General features: G+C 75.2%; 15 protein-coding genes and 1 pseudogene. 5 read left to right on the top strand and 11 right to left on the bottom strand.

Going from position 1 to position 18543, the window contains the following annotated elements:
* Nucleotides 1-348: GntR family transcriptional regulator (locus ACFVXK_RS21525; RefSeq protein WP_389613991.1), on the bottom strand; the 348-nt coding region annotated here is incomplete at its 3' end.
* A gap of 38 nt (nucleotides 349-386) precedes the next feature.
* Between ACFVXK_RS21525 and ACFVXK_RS21520 the strand changes: the two genes are divergently transcribed.
* Nucleotides 387-1343, top strand: coding sequence for an EamA family transporter (locus tag ACFVXK_RS21520; RefSeq protein WP_389613989.1), 957 nt, complete (start codon nucleotides 387-389; stop codon nucleotides 1341-1343).
* Between the two features lie 129 nt (nucleotides 1344-1472).
* Nucleotides 1473-2285, top strand: a pseudogene (locus ACFVXK_RS21515) (helix-turn-helix domain-containing protein); the annotation flags it as partial.
* Here the strand turns inward: ACFVXK_RS21515 and ACFVXK_RS21510 are convergent.
* Both ACFVXK_RS21510 and ACFVXK_RS21505 read right to left on the bottom strand, forming a co-directional pair.
* Entirely contained in the window at nucleotides 2280-2915 is a 636-nt protein-coding gene (locus tag ACFVXK_RS21510; RefSeq protein WP_389613986.1) for a class I SAM-dependent methyltransferase, read from the bottom strand. The pseudogene ACFVXK_RS21515 and the gene ACFVXK_RS21510 sit on opposite strands and share 6 nt — an antisense overlap.
* A 104-nt stretch (nucleotides 2916-3019) precedes the next feature.
* Nucleotides 3020-3886, bottom strand: coding sequence for a LysR family transcriptional regulator (locus tag ACFVXK_RS21505; RefSeq protein ID WP_389613984.1), 867 nt, complete (start codon nucleotides 3884-3886; stop codon nucleotides 3020-3022).
* Nucleotides 3887-3997: 111 nt separating this feature from the next.
* On the opposite strand from ACFVXK_RS21505, the gene ACFVXK_RS21500 reads away from it, so the two are divergent.
* Nucleotides 3998-4597 carry a short chain dehydrogenase gene (locus tag ACFVXK_RS21500; RefSeq protein ID WP_389613982.1) on the top strand — a complete coding sequence of 200 codons (600 nt, stop codon included), beginning with the start codon at nucleotides 3998-4000 and terminating at the stop codon, nucleotides 4595-4597.
* Nucleotides 4598-4651: 54 nt separating this feature from the next.
* On the opposite strand, the gene ACFVXK_RS21495 is transcribed toward ACFVXK_RS21500, so the two are convergent.
* The gene (locus tag ACFVXK_RS21495; RefSeq protein WP_389613979.1) at nucleotides 4652-8098 is read right to left on the bottom strand and encodes an endo-alpha-N-acetylgalactosaminidase family protein; all 3447 of its coding nucleotides are present in this window, start codon (nucleotides 8096-8098) and stop codon (nucleotides 4652-4654) included.
* Nucleotides 8099-8249: 151 nt separating this feature from the next.
* A complete protein-coding gene (locus ACFVXK_RS21490; protein ID WP_389613977.1) occupies nucleotides 8250-8624 on the bottom strand; it encodes a YbjQ family protein in 375 nt (124 codons plus the stop codon).
* Between the two features lie 229 nt (nucleotides 8625-8853).
* Between ACFVXK_RS21490 and ACFVXK_RS21485 the strand changes: the two genes are divergently transcribed.
* Complete coding sequence (locus ACFVXK_RS21485; RefSeq protein ID WP_389613975.1) at nucleotides 8854-9360, top strand: hypothetical protein; 507 nt, start codon at nucleotides 8854-8856, stop codon at nucleotides 9358-9360.
* Between the two features lie 82 nt (nucleotides 9361-9442).
* On the opposite strand, the gene ACFVXK_RS21480 is transcribed toward ACFVXK_RS21485, so the two are convergent.
* The 4 genes from ACFVXK_RS21480 to ACFVXK_RS21465 all read right to left on the bottom strand — a co-directional run bounded on the left by ACFVXK_RS21480 (nucleotide 9443) and on the right by ACFVXK_RS21465 (nucleotide 13261).
* Nucleotides 9443-10372, bottom strand: a complete 930-nt coding sequence (locus ACFVXK_RS21480; RefSeq protein ID WP_389613973.1) for an AAA family ATPase — start codon at nucleotides 10370-10372, stop codon at nucleotides 9443-9445.
* Between the two features lie 4 nt (nucleotides 10373-10376).
* Nucleotides 10377-11594 carry an RNA ligase gene (locus ACFVXK_RS21475; RefSeq protein ID WP_389613971.1) on the bottom strand — a complete coding sequence of 406 codons (1218 nt, stop codon included), beginning with the start codon at nucleotides 11592-11594 and terminating at the stop codon, nucleotides 10377-10379.
* Nucleotides 11595-11655: 61 nt separating this feature from the next.
* Nucleotides 11656-12630, bottom strand: a complete 975-nt coding sequence (locus ACFVXK_RS21470) for a tellurite resistance/C4-dicarboxylate transporter family protein (protein ID WP_389613968.1) — start codon at nucleotides 12628-12630, stop codon at nucleotides 11656-11658.
* 4 nt (nucleotides 12631-12634) lie between these two features.
* Nucleotides 12635-13261 carry an alpha-ketoglutarate-dependent dioxygenase AlkB gene (locus ACFVXK_RS21465; RefSeq protein WP_389613966.1) on the bottom strand — a complete coding sequence of 209 codons (627 nt, stop codon included), beginning with the start codon at nucleotides 13259-13261 and terminating at the stop codon, nucleotides 12635-12637.
* Nucleotides 13262-13357: 96 nt separating this feature from the next.
* Between ACFVXK_RS21465 and ACFVXK_RS21460 the strand changes: the two genes are divergently transcribed.
* Entirely contained in the window at nucleotides 13358-15061 is a 1704-nt protein-coding gene (locus ACFVXK_RS21460) for an AMP-binding protein (protein ID WP_389613964.1), read from the top strand.
* Here the strand turns inward: ACFVXK_RS21460 and ACFVXK_RS21455 are convergent.
* The gene (locus tag ACFVXK_RS21455) at nucleotides 15058-15933 is read right to left on the bottom strand and encodes an FAD binding domain-containing protein (RefSeq protein ID WP_389613963.1); all 876 of its coding nucleotides are present in this window, start codon (nucleotides 15931-15933) and stop codon (nucleotides 15058-15060) included. The genes ACFVXK_RS21460 and ACFVXK_RS21455 overlap by 4 nt on opposite strands.
* Before the next feature lie 9 nt (nucleotides 15934-15942).
* Entirely contained in the window at nucleotides 15943-18255 is a 2313-nt protein-coding gene (locus ACFVXK_RS21450) for a SpoIIE family protein phosphatase (RefSeq protein WP_389613961.1), read from the bottom strand.
* Nucleotides 18256-18543: the final 288 nt, after the last annotated feature.

Raw genomic sequence — 18543 nt, 5'->3', positions numbered from 1 at the left:
CGGGGCGGGGGCGGCCGGGGCGGCGGGGGCGGCCGGCGGGGGCGCGACGACCACCGTGCCGCCGCGGCCCCGCCCGGCCACCTGTCCCGTCTCGGCGAGCCGCTGGTAGGCCTCCGTCACCAGGCCGCGCGAGACGCGCAGTTCGGCGGCCAGGACCCGGCTGGCGGGCAGCCGGCTGCCGATGGGCAGGGTGCCGTCGGCGATGGCGGCGCGCAGCCGGCCGGCGAGCCATTCCGTGCGGCCGCCGGCGGGGGCCCGGCCGATGTCGAGCTGGAGGAAGTCGGAGCCGGCCGGGTGGCCCGGGGCCGTTATGGACCTGTCCTGCGGTGGTTCTATGGACCTGCTCACCGGACCATTGTGCCTCCAGGCTGGTCCGTATGAGCCGTATGAGCACGTCCACCTCCCCCTCCCGTCCCGCCGCGTCCCCGTCCCCGTCCCCGTCCGCGTCCCCGTCCGCGTCCCCGTCCGTCCGCGTCCCCGTCCGCGATCTGGCGCCCGGTGTGGCCGGCATGGTCCTGGTCGGCAGCAGCGTCACCGTCTCCCGCTCCCTGGCCGAGGCCCCGCTGTTCACCGCCCAGGCGGTGCGCTACGCGGCCGCGGCGCTGATCCTCGTCCTCCTGGCCCGGGCCGCCGGGGTCCCGCTGCCGCGCCCCCGGGGGCGGGAGTGGCTGTGGCTGGCGGGGGTCGCGGCGACCGGTCTGGTGCTGTTCAACGTGGCCGTCGTCCGGGGGGTCGCGCATGCCGAGCCGGCGGTGATCGCCGTCGCCGTGGCCTCCGTTCCGGTCCTGCTCGGGGTGGTCGGTCCGCTGCTGGAGGGCCGTCGGCCCAGCCGCCGGGTGCTGCTGGCGGCGCCGGTGGTGGTGGCGGGGGCGGTGCTGGTCGAGGGGGGCGGGCGCACGGACGCCGCCGGGGTGGGCTGGGCCGCGCTGGCGCTGGCCTGCGAGGCGGGGTTCACCCTGCTCGCGGTGCCGGTGCTGGGCCGGCACGGGGCGTGGGGGGTGTCCGTGCACGCGGTGTGGATGGGGGCGGTGATGCTGGCGGGGCTGGCGGCGTTCACGGAGCCGCCGTCGGCGGTGACGGAGCTGGGGGCGGCCCAGTGGGCGGCGGTGGGCTACCTCGCGGTGCTGGTCACGGCGGTGGCGTTCCTGCTCTGGTACCGCACGGTGGCGGCCGTGGGCTCCGGCCGGGCGGGGCTGCTGACGGGCGTCGCCCCGCTCGCGGCGGCCGGGGCGGGCGTGGTGACGGGCGGCGGGGTCCCCGGCCCTGCGGTGTGGCTGGGCCTGGCGGTGGTGATCGCCGGCCTGGCGGCGGGCCTACGGGGCCCGGAGCCGGACGGCCCCTGAACGAGCACCGGCCCCCGGCCGGACCCCGCCCCGAACCTGCCGGGGGCTCTTGTCGGGGGCCGTGGGGTGGATCAGAATCCGCAGATGCCGACGCCTCCCGCGGGCCAGCAGCCCGCGTACAGCAGCTGGATGCGGTACTTCTCCCCCGCCCCGGTCCACCGCCGGCTCGGTCTGGTCTGCCTCGGGGTGGGCGTGCAGCAGGGGGCGCTGCCGGTCGTCGGGCCCCGGGTCCTCGGCCATCACGTGGCCGTCGTCCTCACCCGCGGCCGCGGCTGGTTCGGCCACGGCGGGCGGCCGCCGCGCCCGGTGGCCGCGCCCGCCCTGCTGTGGCTGGTGCCGGGGGTCGAGCACCACTACGCCCCCGACCCGGAGGGCGGCGGCTGGGACGAGTGCTTCGTCGACTTCACGGGCTCCGCCGTCGCCGCGTACACGGACCTCGGCTACATCACCCCGGACCGGCCGGTGGTCCCGCTGAGCGGGACCACCGGGGTGCGGCACGTGGTCGACGGGATCGTGCGGGCCGCCCGGCGCGGCGGGCCGCTGCTGGAGGTGGAGGCCGCGGCGCAGGTGCACGCGCTGCTGGTGGCGCTGCGCTACGCCCGGGCGGAGGTGTCCCGGCGCGGGGAGGCGGTGGTGGACGCGCTGGCCCGGGACGCGCTGCTGCCGATCCCGGTGGCCGGGCACGCGGCCCGGCTGGGCATGCCGCTGCCGGAGCTGCGCGCGGCGGTGCGGCGCAGCACCGGCGAGGGGGTCAAGGAGTACCTGCTCGGGATCCGGGTGAGCCGGGCCAAGGAACTGCTGGCCCGGACCGATCTGCCGGTGGCGGGGATAGCCCGCCGGGTCGGGTACGAGGACCCCGCCTACTTCAGCCGGCTGTTCAGCCGCCGGGTGGGCATGGCCCCGGTGCGGTTCCGTGCCCAGCAGGCGGTACGGGTCTCAGGCCACGGGCCGCCGGGCGTAGCAGAAGAGGTGCTCCTCCGGGTCGGCGAGCCCGCCGGAGGGGTGGTAGAGGGCGGTCTCGTGGTGCAGCACCTCCAGCCCGGCGGCCTCGATCCGGCGGCGGTACTCCTCGGCGGAGAGGCTGCTGACGGTGACCCGGTGGCCCATGAACTCGATGTCGAGGGCGTCGATGTCGCCGGGGACGGTGGCGACGAGGAGGTAGCCGCCGGGCGCGGTCCAGGAGGCCATCCGCTCCAGTGAGGCGGCGATCTCCCGCTGGTCCATCATCAGCAGCGGGAAGAAGGCGCAGACGGCGTCGAAGCCGCCGGGGCCGGGCGGGGCGTAGGTGCGGACGTCGGCCTGTTCGAAGCGGGCGCCGGGGACCCGGGTACGGGCGAGGGCGACCATCTCCGCCGAGACGTCGATCCCGGTCACGGCGCATCCCGCGCGGGCCAGGGTCTCGGCGGTGGGGGCTCCGGTGCCGCTGCCGACGTCGAGCACGCGGGCCCCGCGGGGCAGCCGCCCGGTGAGCCAGTCCAGGGCCGCCCGCTGGGCGGGGATGGTCCCGAAGGCCTCCTCGTAGCGCCCCGCGAGCGCGTCGAACACCTCTGCGGCGGTCTTGTGACCGGTCATCGTGCGGCCTGCCTCTCCTCGTCGTCCTCCCCGGTGCTTCCGGGCCCCTCGGCGCAGGATGCCCGCCGCGCGGGCCGCGCGTCCCCGTAACCGCCGAAAGGGCGTCAGCCGGTGACCGTCTCCCGGACGGCCGTCAGGAACGCGGCCGTTCCGGGGTGGGTGGGGTGGTGCGGGTAGGAGACGTAGACGGTGGCGGGCGGGGCGTCGGAGACCGGGAGGAAGCGGACGCCCGGGTGGCCGTGGCTCTCGGCGGTGCCGGCCGTGGCCACGCCGAAGGCGCCGCCGGTGGCGATCAGGTTGAGCCACTCGTCGACGTTGCCGACCTCCACGGTCCGGGCGGGGCGCCGACCGGGCGGCCACAGCTCCGGCGAGGCGGTGCCGGCCTCGGGCCACACGACCAGCGGCAGCGGGGGGCCCTCCGTGAGTTCGGCCAGCAGCACCCGGTCCCGGCCGGCGAGCGGGTGGTCGTCGGGCAGGGCGGCGACCCGGTCCTCCGTGTAGAGGGCCTCGCTGCGCAGGCGGGGGTCGTCGGGGAGGGTGCGCAGCACGGCGACGTCGGTCTCCCCGGTGGCCAGGCCCGCGGTGGCGTTGTCGCGCCGGAGCACGTCGAGCGGGGTGCCGGGGTGGGTCCTGCGCCAGGTGCGCAGCAGGGGTACGGTCTGCTGCCCGAGCACGGCGCAGGTGTAGCCGAGCCGCAGCGGGCGGGAGACCGTCCGGGTGTCGGCGAGGGCGGCGTCGAGGTGGGAGAGGATGGCGCGGCCGTGTCCGAGCAGGGTGGCGCCGGCCCCGGTGAGGGCCAGGTGCCGGGAGGAGCGGTCCACCAGCTTGACGCCGACGCGGGCCTCCAGCTGGGCCAGGGTCCGGGAGAGGGCGGGCTGGGTCATGTGCAGGCGGGCCGCCGCGGCGGTGATCGTGCCGGCCTCGGCGACCGCGTCCAGCGCCCGGAGGTGCCGCAGTTCCACATCATCCATGCCTGGGGAGCATAGTCGCTGCCCAGACGGCATTTCCGGACGGGCAGCGCGGTCCCTACCGTCGGAGGTGCCCGGCGGAGGTGCCGCCGGGCCCGTTCTCTGGAGGTCGGGATGAGGATTCTGCTGGTCGGCGCGGGCGGCACGCTGGGCACCGCGGTGCACAAGGCGCTCGCGGCGCGCGGGCACGAGGTGCTCGGGGTGGGCCGCTCCGGCGGCGATCTGGTGGCCGACGTCACGGACCCGGAGCAGGTGGCGCGCCTGTACGCCCAGGCGGGCCCGCTGGACGCGGTGGCGGTCGCGGCCGGTGACGCGGTGTTCCGCCCGCTGTCCCAGCTGACGGCGGACGACTTCGCCGCGACCCTGCGGGGCAAGGTGCTGAGCCAGGTCGAGCTGGTCCGCCAGGGGGCCGCGCACCTGGCCCCGACCGGTTCGTTCACGCTGATCAGCGGGATCCTCACGGAGCAGCCGATCGTGGCCGGGGCGGCCGCCTCGGCGGCGAACGGCGCGGTGGAGGCCTTCGTGCGCGCGGCGGCGATCGAGCTGCCGCCGCAGCGGATCAACGTGGTGAGCCCGACGGTGGTCGAGGAGTCCCTGCCCGCCTACGGCCCCTTCTTCGCCGGGATGGAGGCCGTCCCCGCGGCCCGCGCGGCGACGGCCTACGTGCGGTCGGTCGAGGGGGCGCAGACGGGCCAGGTCTACCGGGTCCACTGACCGGGCCCGGCCGGTCAGGGCCGGTCAGAGCGGGTCCGGGCCGGTCAGGACGGGTCAGGGCCGGTAGCCGACGTTGAGTTCGGCCACCGAGGTCCAGGGGTTCCCGTTCACCTCCCGCGTGGCCCTGAGCCTCACGTAGCGGGCGGCCCGGGGGGCGAAGGCGGCGTCCTGCACACCGGCGCCGTCCGCCCAGGTCCCGGAGGCGGCGGCCGGGCCCCAGGTGGTGCCGTCGGTGGAGGTGTACACCTGGTAGTCGGCGATGCGCCCGTTGCTCTGCGTCTGGCGGGGCAGGACGTGCAGGGCCGAGACGGGGTAGGAGGCGCCGAGGTCGAGGGTGATCTCGTGCGGCATCGGTGCGGTGGCCGCGTACCACTGGGTGTGCCAGAGGGTGGCGGCCTTGCCGTCGAGGACGTTCGCGGCGCCGCCGTCCTCCCCCGTCGTCTCCTGGCTGTCGACGGCGCCGACCCTCATCTTGTTCTGCGGGACGAGGAGTTCGCCGCCCGTGGCCGGGCCGAGGTCGTCGACCGCGAGGTCGTCGAGAACGAGGTCGGCCTCGTTGTGGGAGCCCTCGGCGCTGACCTTGCGGACGCCGATCCAGGCCTCGGCGCCGGCGGTGAAGGTCTGGGTGAAGGCGGTGGCCGTCCGGGCCTGGCCGAGGGCGGTGGCGGTCTCGGCCGTGCCCGCGCCGGTGACGAACCGGTAGTCCCCGGCGAAGCCGTTCTCGTAGCGGAAGCCGACCCGGTACGCGTGCCCCGGCGTGAACCGGAGGGTCTGCGGGAGGGTCCGGTAGACCAGGCCGGGGCGTTCCTCGTGCGATTTCAGGGAGTTCTGTCCGCCGATCACGTCGTCGACGAGCTTCCCGTTCCAGCCGGCCTGGGTGTAGGGGGCGTTGCGCTGGGCGATGTGCGTGCGCGGATCGGTGGCCGGTCCGCCGGCGCCGCCGAAGGCGAAGGGGCCCCAGCCGGCGTCCACGTTCTCGAAGTCCTCGGCGTAGGTGTGCCCGTTGAGCGGGGTGCGGGCGGAGCGCACCACGCGTACGTCGTCCAGCCGGACCGTGCCGGGTCCGGTGGCGGCGGACAGCGCGAGGAGGGCGGTGGACTGTCCCGCCGGTACGTCGAAGAGGACCTTCATCCGCTGCATGGTGGTGCCGTTCTTCTCGCTGCCGCCCAGGCCGTCGACGAGCGGGGAGGAGTCGGCGTACACGGACTCCGCGCCGGTGGCACCCGCCGGGGTGACGGCGAGGGTGGCGGCCCGGCCTGCCGGGGTGGAGACCCATGCGGAGGCCGCGTAGGTGCCGGGGGCCAGGCCGGTGAGCCGCTGGGAGACGGCCGGGGCGCTCTGCGGGGCGAAGGTGAGTTCGTTCTGCCCGCGGTCGTTGCGGGTGACGGCGGCGCCGGTCCCGGTGACGGTCCAGGCCGCGAGGTTCCCGGCGTTGAAGGAGGGGTCGGCGACCGGGGTGCCCTCGCCCCAGCGGGGGTCCGGCTGCGCGGGGGCGGCCCCGTCGGTGACCACGTACGCGGTCCGGGCGGCGGCGTCGATGGTGACCCGGTTGCCGGGCCCGACGGTCAGGGGGCCGACGGGCTGCCGGCCGGTGTCGGTGAGGCGGTAGAGGGTGGGGGCCCGCCAGCCGGCGGGCAGGGTCCAGGTGGTGGGGCCGCCGGCGTCGTTCCAGTGGTAGAGCTTGCCGTCGCGCGGGAGCAGGTAGGCGGGGCCGTCGAGGACGGTGCGGCCGGCGGTGGTGATGCGGCGGGTGCCGCCCGCGTCGGTGACCGCGGTGCCGTCGGCGAGGGTGACCGTGTCGGCGGTCCACTTCACGATCGGGGACTGCTGGAGGTACTTGGTCGGCAGGTCGGTGGCGAAGGTGGTGTTCAGGAAGGCGGGGTAGTCCGCCTTGCCCTGCCAGCCCTCGTAGGCGGTGAGTTCGGCGCCGCCGAGGAGGGGGTGGCGGGCGATCCAGTCGTCCTTGGCGTGGTTGGCGATGAACCGGGCGATGGTGGAGTTGATCCCCTTGAGGTCGCTGCCGCCGTAGTCGACGTCGGCCGCCCAGTGGTGCCAGAGGGACTGCTCGGTGAGGGTGTTGGGGAACTCGGTGGCGAGCTGGAGGCCGAGGCCGGCGACCTCGCGCTGGAGCTTGCGGGAGACGTAGCCGTCGCCGTACCAGACGTCGACGTAGAGGAAGTCGAGGCCGGGCGCGGCCGCCTTGAGGTCCGCGAGGCGCCGCAGGCGCGCCCCCGACTGGCCGTCCTTGCGGGTGTCGACGTAGTAGGACTGGTCGAGCCAGTCCCAGCCGGGGCCGCCGCTCTGGTGGGCGGGGTCGAAGGTGGCGGAGACGGGGTACTCCTCGGTGGCGTTGACGTGCACGCCGAAGTCGGCGTTCCAGGCGTGGCCGGCGGTGGTGAGGGCGTTCAGGCCCTCGGCGCCGCCGAGTTTGGCGCCGATGTTCTTGTAGTCCATGTGGGCCGAGTCGTGGCCCTCGGAGGCATAGCCCTTCAGCAGGACGAACTGGCCGAGGCCGTCGGTGGCGAGGCTGACCCGCTTGGTCTCGTCCAGGGTCTGCGCGAACGGGTGGGTGGCCTGGGAGGCGAAGTTGAACGGGATCCGCTGGACGACCCGCCGGGCGGTGTCCTGCCAGCCGGTGGGCGGGGTCCAGATGTCCCGGTAGGCCACGGCGGCGTCCTGCCAGTCGACCACGGAGTCGGCGTTGCGGTCGGCGGTGATCGCGACCCGGACGTAGGGCAGGGGTTCGGTGTCGGTGTCGGCGGCGCCCCGGGCCCGGTGGAGCCAGGCCCCGCTCCACAGGCCGGCCCGGCGGTAGGAGCCGTGGTCGGTCACCCGTTCGCCGATCCGTCCGTTCTCGCGGGCGGTGCCGCCGGAGGGGGTGTCGTAGAGGGCGTTGGAGTCGATGGCGGCGGCCAGCCGTCCCGTGTTCAGGAGGCCGTACATCACGGTCCTGGCGGCGGGGTCCACCGGGGTGGACGCGGTGACCGGGGTGAAGGCGTCCCCGGTGCCGGTGGTGGCGGTGTGCATGGTCGCGGTGGCCAGCGCGGCCCCGGGCTGGTCGCTGCGGACGCTGACGAGGGTGTGCTCCGGTATCTCGAAGCTGTGCACGCGCAGGGCGGGGGTGTCCTCGACGGCGGTGACCCGGAACTCCACGACCGGGCCCGTCACCGAGATCCGGGACCGGACGGTCACCCCGGAGAAGGTCATCGTGTAGTCCACGCCGGAGGCCGAGGCGACGGAGGTCACGGCGGGGGTGTACGCGGTGCCGTCGACGAGGACGGTGCTCAGCGGGTCCTCGTTGCCGTGGAGCACGTCCCCGGTCGCGCGCCGGGTGTAGTCGACGACGCGGGGGAAGGCCGGGTCCACGCTCACGGACAGCTCGGCCGAGGTGATCGTCAGGGGCGCGGCGACGGCCGGGACCGCCGCGGCGGGGCCGGGCGCGCAGAGGGCGGCGAGGAGACCGGCGACCGCGGCTGCGGCCGGCCAGAGGGGGGTGCGCATCGGGCCTCCGGGAGTCGGCGCTTCCTGGCACGTACGGGAAGACCGCACGACTCCCTCCGGAGCGCGGCGGTCCGCTCACTGGCCTGCCAGCTTGCGGACCCCGGGCGCCCGGGCCCATGGACAAAGCGCCACCGCCTCCTGGACTTACGGATCAGCCCCCGGCGGGCACCAGGACGACGGCCGTGCCGTACGCGCACACCTCGGTGCCCACGTCGGCCGCGTCCGTGACGTCGAAGCGCATCGCCAGCACCGCGTTGGCGCCGCGCGCCCTGGCCTGTTCGATGAGCCGGTCCATGGCCTGGGTGCGGGTCTCCACCAGGGTCTTGGTGAGGCCCTTGAGCTCGCCCCCGATCATGGACTTCAGGCCGGCGCCGATCTGGCTGCCGAGGTGGCGGGAGCGCACGGTGAGCCCGAACACCTCCCCGATGACCTGCTCGACCCGGTAGCCGGGGACGTCGTTGGTCGTGACGACCAGGACACCGGTCTCCCGGGCGCCGGGGCCGCCTCCGTAGTCTTCGATTCCCATGCGCCCCACTGTGGCTCCGGGCGCGGCCCCCCGCATCCGCTGGACCCCCGCGCCCTGGCCCGGACCGGCCGTACACCACCGGGACGGATTGGGCATATCGGGCTAAACAGCGGCGCGTCGCCGGGAGCCCCGGAGGGCCCCCTCGTCATAGTCGTCCCTGGCGGCCGCCGGGCCGCCGCGCCCCGCCGCGCAACGCGGCCGGACGGCAGTCTTTCCAGAGGAGCCGCTCATGCCCAAGTCCACCAGGACCATCCTCGCCCTGGCCGCCGGAAGCCTGGCGCTCGGCCTGGTCGGCGGGGGTGCCGCCGTCGCGGACCAGGGCCCGGCGGCCCAGGGCACGGCCCGGTACCACGCTCCCGGGGACGGGAGGGACGGCCACGACGGCCGCGACTACGACGAGGACGACTACGGCAAGCACCGCTACTCCCTGGGCAAGGTCGTCTCGCGCGGCCCGCTGAGCGTGCGCAGCAGGCCGAGCACGCACGCGCACCTGCAGTACAAGGTGTACCCGGGCGAGACCCTCGCCCTGAAGTGCAAGACGCGCGGCGAGAACGTCGACGGGAACGACATCTGGTACCTCATCGACCCCGGCGACGACGACCGCGACGACTGGACGGACAACGGCGACGGCGAGGGCCGCAAGAAGGTCCGCGACGGCCGCGACGGCTACGATCACGACTGGGTCTCGGCCCGCTACGTCAAGGACCTCAAGCCCGTCCGCTGGTGCCGCGACTGACCGCGTCCGGCCCGGCCGTTCCGCCCACCGCGCACGCCGTTGCCGTACCGGCGTGCGCGGTGGCGTGCGCGGGCTCCCCCGGTCAGAAGTCCCCGTAATTGACCTGCCAGGTGGGCAGGCCCATCCGGCGCCAGACGGCGACCACCCGGTCCCGGTCGTCGAGCGACACCCGGACCGCGTAGCGCTCGCGCACGTGCGCGTCGAACAGCTCGGCCTTGACCACGTCGTCGCGGCGCGTGTCCCCCGCCGCGCGCATCCACAGCTCGTCGTAGGGCACTTCGTGCGCCCGCAGCCAGGACTCGGTCTGCGGCCGGTGCTCCTCGCCGCGCCCGGAGAGCAGCACGATCCGGTCCCCGCCGCGCCGGAAGGCGTCCAGCGCGTGCCGTACCGGCGCGTTGAGCAGGTCGAGTTCGCAGCGCGAGAAGTCGTACGGGCCGCGGTCCCCGGTGAGGGCGAGCGTCCCGTCGATGTCGCACAGCACGGCGTCCGGCAGCGCCGGGTCCGCGACGTACGGCCGCACCGGCGGCTGGTCGTTGAGCCACTCCGCGGTCAGCCGCCAGCCGCCCTTGCGGGCCTTGGCGTGCTTGTCGGCCAGGATCCGGATGATCTCCTCGCCCACCGGCCGCTCCCGCGCGGCGTCCCGGCGCAGGCACTCCTCCACGGGCACGTCGGTGAAGTCGTGCACGACGAAGGTGGCCCGGCCGGCCACCGCCGCCTTGAGCCGCTTGGGGATGTGCGAGGTCAGGTGGGTGTTGTCGACGACCACGTCGAAGCCGTCGGCGACGGCCGCGGCGACCGCCGCGTCCTGGACGGCGAGCACGGTCTGCTCGTGCTTGTACGAGCGGCCCCGCTCGGGGTCGGGCACGTCGAGCATGGCCCGCAGGTCGTCGAGGTTGACCCGGCGGATCCGGCCGCCGGCCTCGGTCTGGAGGGCGCGGGCCGCGGTGGTCTTGCCCGAGGCCGGCAACCCCGTCATGACGTGGACCACGGGGAGTTCGGGCGCTTCGGACACGGTGTCAGTTCTCCTCGTCGGTGGTGAAGGGATCGGCCGTCGCCGGCCGGACGGCCCGCCAGGTGACGAGCTCGGTGGTGCGGCCGTCCAGCCGCATGAACATGGCGCCCCGCAGGTCGCCGTCGGGCACCTCCCGCACGGCCCGGGCGAAGGCGCCCCGGTCGTCGGCGAGGTGCGCGAACCGCTTGTAGGTGTCGTCGATCTCCCGTTCCCGGCGCTCGAACTCCTCCTCCAGGCCCGCGATCACCTCGCGCACCCAGGTGTCGAACTCGTCGGGGACCTGTTCCAGCAGCGCGTCCAGGGGCCGGCCGCCGCGGGAGCGGATGCCGCCGAGTTCGGCGAGGGACAGGCCCAGGCCCTGGGCCAGGCGCTTGGCGGACGTCCCGGCGAAGCGCTGGATGCCGTGGCTGCGCCAGACGTCCCGCTCGGTGACGCCGGTGAGCAGCTTGTGCAGGCGCACGTACTCGGAGAGCTTGGCCTTGGCCCGGACGCCGGAGGCGAACCGCAGGACGAAGCCCTCGGCGTCCATGCCGCTCGCCTCGCCCCCGCCGGGCAGGGTGTTGGACTCCGTGAGAGCGAGGAGTTCGGGCAGCGGCATGGCCGGCCACACCTTCACGACGGAGCCGATGCCCGCCCAGTGGGCCGCGGCCTCGGCCAGCGGCACCTCGGCGCCGGTCAGCTCGAAGGCGGCCAGCAGGACCAGGTCCCGGCGGTCTCCGTAGTCGACGACGATCCGGTTCTGCGGGTAGAGGATCTCCGCGAGGTAGGTGGTGCCGGGGACGAGGGCCGTCGTGTCGCACGCGTCGAGCCGGCGCTGCGCCCAGGTGGCCTGGGTGCTGACGAAGGAGCCCTTGGAGGCGACGTGCCAGCGGCCCGCGTAGTGGAAGACGACGGCGAGGCTGCCGTCGACCTTGTCGTAGACCTCGAACGGCTCGTCGGGCAGGGCGGGGGCGTAGGGCTGGCCCGACGCGTGCTCGCCGACGTTGAAGAACTTCGGCAGCGGCAGCGCGACGACGGCTCCCGTGGCGTCGTCGGCGACGAGCCCGCGGCAGCGTACGGTGACCTGGTTCCAGACCCGCTCGTACTGCGCGGTGCGCGTGTACGTGTAGATGGACAGCGGCAGTTCGGGGTGCCGCTTGCGGGTCACGTGCCCGGCGTCGACGGCTTCCGCCAGCGCCTGTGCGGGCAGCAGGTCATGGAGAGTCAGGCAGTCCTGGCTCATGGGTTCCTCCCGGTTCGAGTCGGCTCATTCTCACCGGCGGGAGGGGCGGCCCGGTACTCAATTACGACTGGTCACGGGCCTGTAGCGGGTCTGTGACACGGCGGCGGCGGGAGAGCAGGAAGGCGGCGGAGGTGAGGGCCCAGGCGGCGACGGCGATCCACAGCAGCACCTCCCCCAGCGAGCGCAGAGGCGCGGGGCCGGTGGTGGCGGCGGTGGTGAGGCAGGCGGTGGCGGTCATGCCGAGGGGGAAGACGGTGGACCAGCGCCGGACGTCGTAGCGGGGGCGGGGGCTGCGGACCTCGGCGGTGAGCAGGACGGCGTACCAGAGGAGGGAGAGGGCGAGCGCGGTCAGGGTGGCGGCGCGCAGGGCGGTGTGCACGGGTCCGGCGGCCCCCGCGGGGGAGGCCGTGAGCTTGGCCCCGGCGAGGGCGGTGATGGCCAGGGAGCCGCCCGCGACCCAGTGGTCGCCCGCTCCCCGGAGCACCTCGCGGAAGTCGAAGTGCCGCAGGGCGAGGACGTACAGCAGGACGCCGAGGCAGAAGCAGGCCAGCGCGGCGCGGGCGAGCCAGTCGAGGCCGTGGACGGTGGCGAGGGCCGCCGAGAGGACGGCGAGGCCCTGGGTGGCGACGCAGTCGAGGAAGACCACCCCGGGCATCCGGCGCCGCCAGTGCCGGACGACGGACAGCAGCAGCCCGGGCCAGATGAGGGCGGCGAGGACGAGCAGGGCGGCGGCCGCGTCCTGCCGGCCGAGCTGGGAGAGGCGGGTGCCGAGGACGGTGGTGGCGGCGACGGCGGTGAGGGCGGCCGGGGTGTCGGCCTCGGCGCGGAAGCGGCGGCGGTCGCCCGCGAGCCGGACGGCGAAGTCGGCGGCCAGGAGCAGCCAGAGGGCGCCGGAGACGGCCAGCGCGACGAGGGAGAGCAGACGGTGGCCGGTCAGTTCCAGGCCGACGGAGAGGATCCCGGCGGCCATGACGGCTCCGCCCGCGGCGGGCGGGAGGGCGGCCCACCAGCTCCGCAGGGGGCTCCGGCTGCGCATGGGGTCACAGTACGCCGCGGGTGCGGAACTGGACGCTGATGCGGGGGCCGACGGCGCGTGCCGTCTTGGGGACGGCGTGCTCCATGGTGCGCTGGCAGGAGCCGCCCATCACGACGAGGTCCCCGTGGCCGAGCGGGAGGCGCAGCAGGGTGGGGCCGCCGTCGCGGGCACGCAGGACGAGGTCGCGGGGGTCGCCGACGGAGAGGATCGCGACGAGGGTGTCCTCGGTGGCGGAGCGGCCGTTGCGGTCGCCGTGCCAGGCGACGCTGTCGCGGCCGTCGCGGTAGAGGCAGAGCCCGGCGGTGACGAAGGGTTCGCCGAGTTCGGGGGCGTAGTGCGCGGTGAGGGCCTCGCGGGCCTCGGTGAGGGCGGGGTGCGGGAGGGGGTCGCCGGCTCCGTAGAAGGCCAGCAGCCGGGGCACCTCCACCTCGCGCTCGTACATCTGCCGCCGCTCGGCGCGCCAGGGCACGTCGGCGGCGAGGCGTTCGAACAGGGCGTCGGCTCCGGTCAGCCAGCCGGGGAGCCGGTCGACCCAGGCCCCGGCGCCGAGCCCGGTGCGCTCCATCGGCGAGAGGGGGCCGAGGCGGATCTCGTCGGTCTGGTCGAAGAGGGAGCCCTGGAGTGCGTGCATGGTTCCAGCCTACCCCCGTGTTCGAACGGGTGCTCGATTTACCGGAGGGTGAATACCGGGGCGGGGCTCTGGCGGGACGGGCCCGGGGAGGCGATCATGGGCGGGCGCCGGGCCACCAGCCGGGCGCTCCCGCCGTCCCGGCCATTCGCCCAGGAGGTACGTGTGTCCGTCGCGTCGAGTTCTGCTTCCGGGAGCACGGAGGTCCCGCTCCTGGAGGAGACGATCGGGGACAACCTCGACCGGACGGTGCGGAGCTTCCCCGGCCGCGACGCCCTCGTGGACGTGGCGGCGGGCCGCCGCTGGACGTACCGGGAGCTGGCCGCCGACGTGGACGCCCTCGCCCTCGGGCTCCTGGACCTGGGGATCGTCCAGGGGGACCGCGTCGGCATCTGGGCGCCCAACCGGGCCGAGTGGACGCTCGTGCAGTACGCCACCGCGAAGATCGGGGCCATCCTGGTCACGGTCAACCCGGCGTACCGTTCGCACGAGCTGGAGTACGTGCTGAACCAGTCCGGGATACGGCTGCTGGTCGCGGCGGAGCGGTTCAGGACCTCCGACTACGCGGGGATGGTCGAGGAGGTCCGGCCGCGCTGCCCCGACCTGGAGTTCACGGTCCTGTTCGACGGGCCGCAGTGGGAGTCGCTGCTGGAACGCGGGCGCCGGGGCGACCCCGCGGTGCTGGCGCGGGCCGCGGCCGCGCTGCACCCGGACGACCCGATCAACATCCAGTACACCTCGGGCACCACCGGCTTCCCCAAGGGCGCCACCCTCTCCCACCGCAACATCCTCAACAACGGCTTCTTCGTGGGCGAGCTGTGCGGCTACACCGAGGCGGACCGGGTGTGCGTGCCGGTGCCCTTCTACCACTGCTTCGGCATGGTGATGGGCGCCCTGGCCTGCACGAGCCACGGCGCGGCGATGGTGGTCCCGGCCCCGGCCTTCGATCCGGCGGCCACCCTGGCGGCGGTCCAGGCCGAGGCGTGCACCTCGCTGTACGGGGTGCCGACCATGTTCATCGCCGAGCTGGCCGCCCCCGGCTTCGACGGGTACGACCTGTCGAGCCTGCGGACGGGCATCATGGCGGGCTCGCCCTGCCCGGTGGAGGTGATGAACGAGGTCATCGAGCGGATGGGGATGGCCGGGGTGTCCATCTGCTACGGGATGACGGAGACCTCGCCGGTGTCCACCCAGACCCGCGCCGACGACTCGGTGGAACGCCGGGTCTCCACCGTCGGCCGGGTGGGCCCGCACCTGGAGGTCAAGGTGGTGGAGCCGCAGACCGGCCGGACGGTCCCGCGGGGCACCCCGGGCGAGCTGTGCACCCGCGGCTACTCGGTGATGATCGGCTACTGGGGGGAGCCGGACAAGACCGCCGAGGCCGTGGACCGGGAGGGCTGGATGCACACCGGCGACCTCGCGGTGATGGACGCGGACGGCTACCTGAGCATCACCGGACGGATCAAGGACATGGTGATCCGGGGCGGCGAGAACCTCTACCCGCGCGAGATCGAGGAGTTCCTCCACGCCCACCCGGACGTCCTGGACGTCCAGGTCATCGGGGTCCCCGACGCCAAGTACGGGGAGGAGCTGATGGCTTGGGTGCGCATGCGCGAGGGGGCGCCGCCGCTGACCGCCGAGTCGGTGCGCGCGTACTGCGCCGGCCGGCTCGCCCACTTCAAGATCCCGCGCTACGTGCACGTGGTGGACGAGTTCCCCATGACCGTCACGGGCAAGATCCGCAAGGTGGAGATGCGCGCGATGGCCACCCGCCTGCTGGAAGGGTCCCCGGAGGGGGTCTAGGAGGTGCGGTCGGCGCGGAACTCCTCCCAGGTCCACTGGAGCTGGCGGCGGGCCATGACGCCGACCGCGTGGCGGCGGTAGCGGGCGGTGCCGCGGACGTCGTCGATGGGGTTGCAGGAGGCGGCCGCGAGGTCGCCGAACTGCCGCACCACCGAGGGGGCGAGGGCCGTGCGGGAGTCCCACAGGCCCTCCTCCGCCAGCACCGCCTCCAGGAACTCCTCGGCGGCGCGGGCCCGGACGGGGGTGGGGGCGGCCGAGCCGATGCCGGTGCGGACCGAGCGGGTGCGCGGGTGGAGGGCGAGGCCGAAGGCGCACACGGCGATGACCATCGCGTTGCGGGTGCCCACCTTGGAGAACTGCTGGGGGCCGTCGGCGACGGGGACGCGGATGGTCTTGATCAGCTCGTCGGGGGCGAGGGCGTTGCGTTTGACCCCGGTGTAGAACGCGTCGATCGGGATCGTCCGGGTGCCGCGCACGGACTCGGCCTCGACCTCGGCCCCGGCGGCGAGCAGCGCGGGGTGGGCGTCCCCGGCGGGCGAGGCGCAGCCCAGGTTGCCGCCGACGCTGCCGCGGTTGCGGATCTGCGGGGAGGCGACGGTGTGCGAGGCGAGCGCGAGTCCGGGCAGGGGGCCGCGGAGCTGCTCGATGATCCGGGTGTAGGGGACGGAGGCGCCCAGGCGGACCGCGTCCCCGTCGGTCTCCCATGCGTGGAGCAGGGCGATCCGGTTGAGGTCCATGAGGTACTCGGGCCGGCGGTGGTCGAAGTTGATCTCGACCATCACGTCGGTGCCGCCCGCGATCGGGACCGCCGACGGGTGTTCCGCCTTGGCCTCCAGCGCCTCCCGCCAGTCCGCGGGGCGTAGGAATTCCATGTCCGCCTCTCAATCCTCGTGCGGCTGCGCGTCCCCGTCGCGGGCCCGGCGGAGCCGGGCGAGGACGAGGACGGTGTCGTCGGTCGCCCCGTCGGGCAGCAGGGCCGCCAGGATACGGTCGGCCTCCTCTTCCAGGGGTCCGGACGCCCGGGCCAGTTCGGCGCGCAGGGCGTCGAGCCCCGCGTCGATGTCCTGGCCGCGCGCCTCGACGAGGCCGTCGGTGTACAGGGCGAGGACGGCCCCGTCGGGCAGTTCGGTCCGGGTGGAGCGAAAGGGGACGCCGCCGACCCCGAGCGGGACGCCGAGGACGTCCCCGAGGGTTTCGACGGTGCCGTCGGGGTGGCGCACCAGCGGCGGGGGGTGGCCGGCGTTGGCGATGCGGGCCCCACCGGTGCGGGGGTCGTAGACGGCGTAGAGGCAGGTGGCCAGTTCGATGCCGGCGTCCCGGGCGGCCGCGTCCAGTTCGGCGAGCAGCCCCGCCGGGTCGGGGCTGTGGGGGGCCAGGGCGCGGGCGGTGATGCGCAGCCGGCCCATGGAGGCGGCGGCCGGCACCCCGTGTCCCATGACGTCGCCGACGACGAGGGCCACCCGGCCGTCGGGGAGGGCGATCACGTCGTACCAGTCGCCGCCGACCTCGGTGGCGCGGCTGCCGGGCAGGTAGCGGTGGGCGACGCCCACGTGCGCGGTCGGGTCCGGGGCGGTGGGCAGCAGGGCGCGCTGGAGGGTGAGGGAGATGTCCTGGACCCGGCTGTAGAGGCGGGCGTTGTCCAGGCACAGGGCGGCGCGGGAGGCGAGTTCCCCGGCGAGGCCGAGGTCCTGGTCGGTGAAGGCGGGGCGGGCGGCGGAACGGCCGAAGACGGTGATGCCCTGGACGTGGCCGCGGGCGATGAGCGGGGCGATGAGGACGTAGCCCACGCCGCTGTCGAGGAGCTGGCGGGCGAGGTCGCGGTGGCCGACGGTCCGGGCCGCGAACTCCTCGTCGACGCGGACGGACAGCGGGCGGCCGGTGCTCAGCATCCGGTGGATGCTGGAGCCCGGCGGGTAGGTCACCCGGTCCAGGGCGGCGAGCAGCTCGGCGGCGGGCGGTGGCAGGACGGTGCCGGAGGCGATCCGGCGGGTGATCAGGGGTAGGGCGGGATCGAAGGCCTCGGAGGGGTACATCCATTCGACCAGCTCGACGACGGAGCCGTCGCAGAACTCCGGCATGACCACGTCGACGAGCTCGCGGGCGGTGGTGTCCACGTCGAGGGTGGTGCCGATGCGGGCGCCGGCCCGGTCCAGGAGGGCCAGGCGCCGGCGGGCGGCGGTGGCTTCCAGCAGGGCCCGTTCCCGGTCGGTGACGTCGACCAGCAGGCCGCCGACGCCGGGCCGGCTCCCGGCGGCGCCGCTGAGCGGGAAGAGGCTGACGGAACGCACCTGGTCCACGTCGGGACGGCCGGGCGTGCGCATCCCGACCGGGACGCCGACCAGCGGGCGGCCCTCGTCGGCGACGGCGCGCAGCATCCGCCGGAACTCGCCGCCGTCGGCGGTGACCATGATCTCGGCGGTGTCGCGGCCGAGGTGGTCGGCGACGGGGATGCCGTCCATGTCGGCCAGGGCCTGGTTGAGGTGGACGTAGCGCAGCTCCTCGTCGAGCATCACCAGGCCGATGGGGCAGGTCTCGAAGAGGGCGTCGAGGAAGGCGAGGTTGGTCTTCACCCGGTCGAGCTCCTCAGCCCGGCTGGCCAGGACCATGACCACGGCACCGGGGGCGCCTTCGGCGCCGGGGATGCCGGGGGCGCCGCCGGGGCCGGGGATGCCGCTGGTGCCCGGGGTGCCGGGGGCACCGCCGGGGCCGGTGGTGTCCTCGGGGCCGCCGGGGCCGGGCGTGCCGCTGGTGTCGTGCGTGCTGGAGGTGCCGCCCGGGCCAGGGGTGCCGCCGGGGCCGGGGGTGTCCTCGGGGCCGCCGGGGCTGCGTGGGCCTCCGGTGGCTTCGTTGTCGCCGGTTACCGGGAAGGCGCGGAACCCGCAGTCCACGACGGTGCCGTCGCGGTGCAGGACGGGCAGCCGGACCCGCCAGTAGCCCAGGGCCAGGGCCCGCTCGACCAGCAGCTCGGCCGGGCCGGGCCCCTCGTCCGGTGCGGGGAAGAGTGCGGCGGCGGGCCGGGACAGCGCGACCGTGGCCTCGTACCCGAAGAGGTCCTGCGCGCCGGGGCCCCAGTAGCGGACCCGTCCGGCCGTGTCGAGGCCGAGGACGGCGACGGGAACGTGCTCCAGCAGCGATCCCGGCTCGGACAGGATCGGGCCGGGAGCCCGCGCACCCCCCTGCTGGTCCGACGGCACGAGCGGCCTCCTCTGCCCGGGCACCCCGCGTGGCCGTCCGCCCACGTGGGCCCCCTTCATTCTGCCCGCCCCCGGCCACACCGGCCCCCGGGACGCCCCGCGTCCCGCCCGCACCCCGCGACCGGGCAACCACCGACCCGGGGGCACGGCCCGGGTCCAGCCTGCCGGGGCCACGGGCCCGGGACGCGACCCGAGGGCGTGGCCCAAGGGCAGGAGGCTGGGGCCACGGCCCGGGGACGCGGCCCGGGAGGCGCGGCCCGGGGCCACCCCACCCCAGGGGGCACGGCC

The sequence above is a fragment of the Streptomyces sp. NPDC058157 genome (genome assembly GCF_042884105.1).
GTDB lineage: Bacteria > Actinomycetota > Actinomycetes > Streptomycetales > Streptomycetaceae > Streptomyces.
The sequence above is the reverse complement of the archived record's forward strand: the minus strand, read 5'-3'. Positions and strand labels throughout refer to the sequence as shown.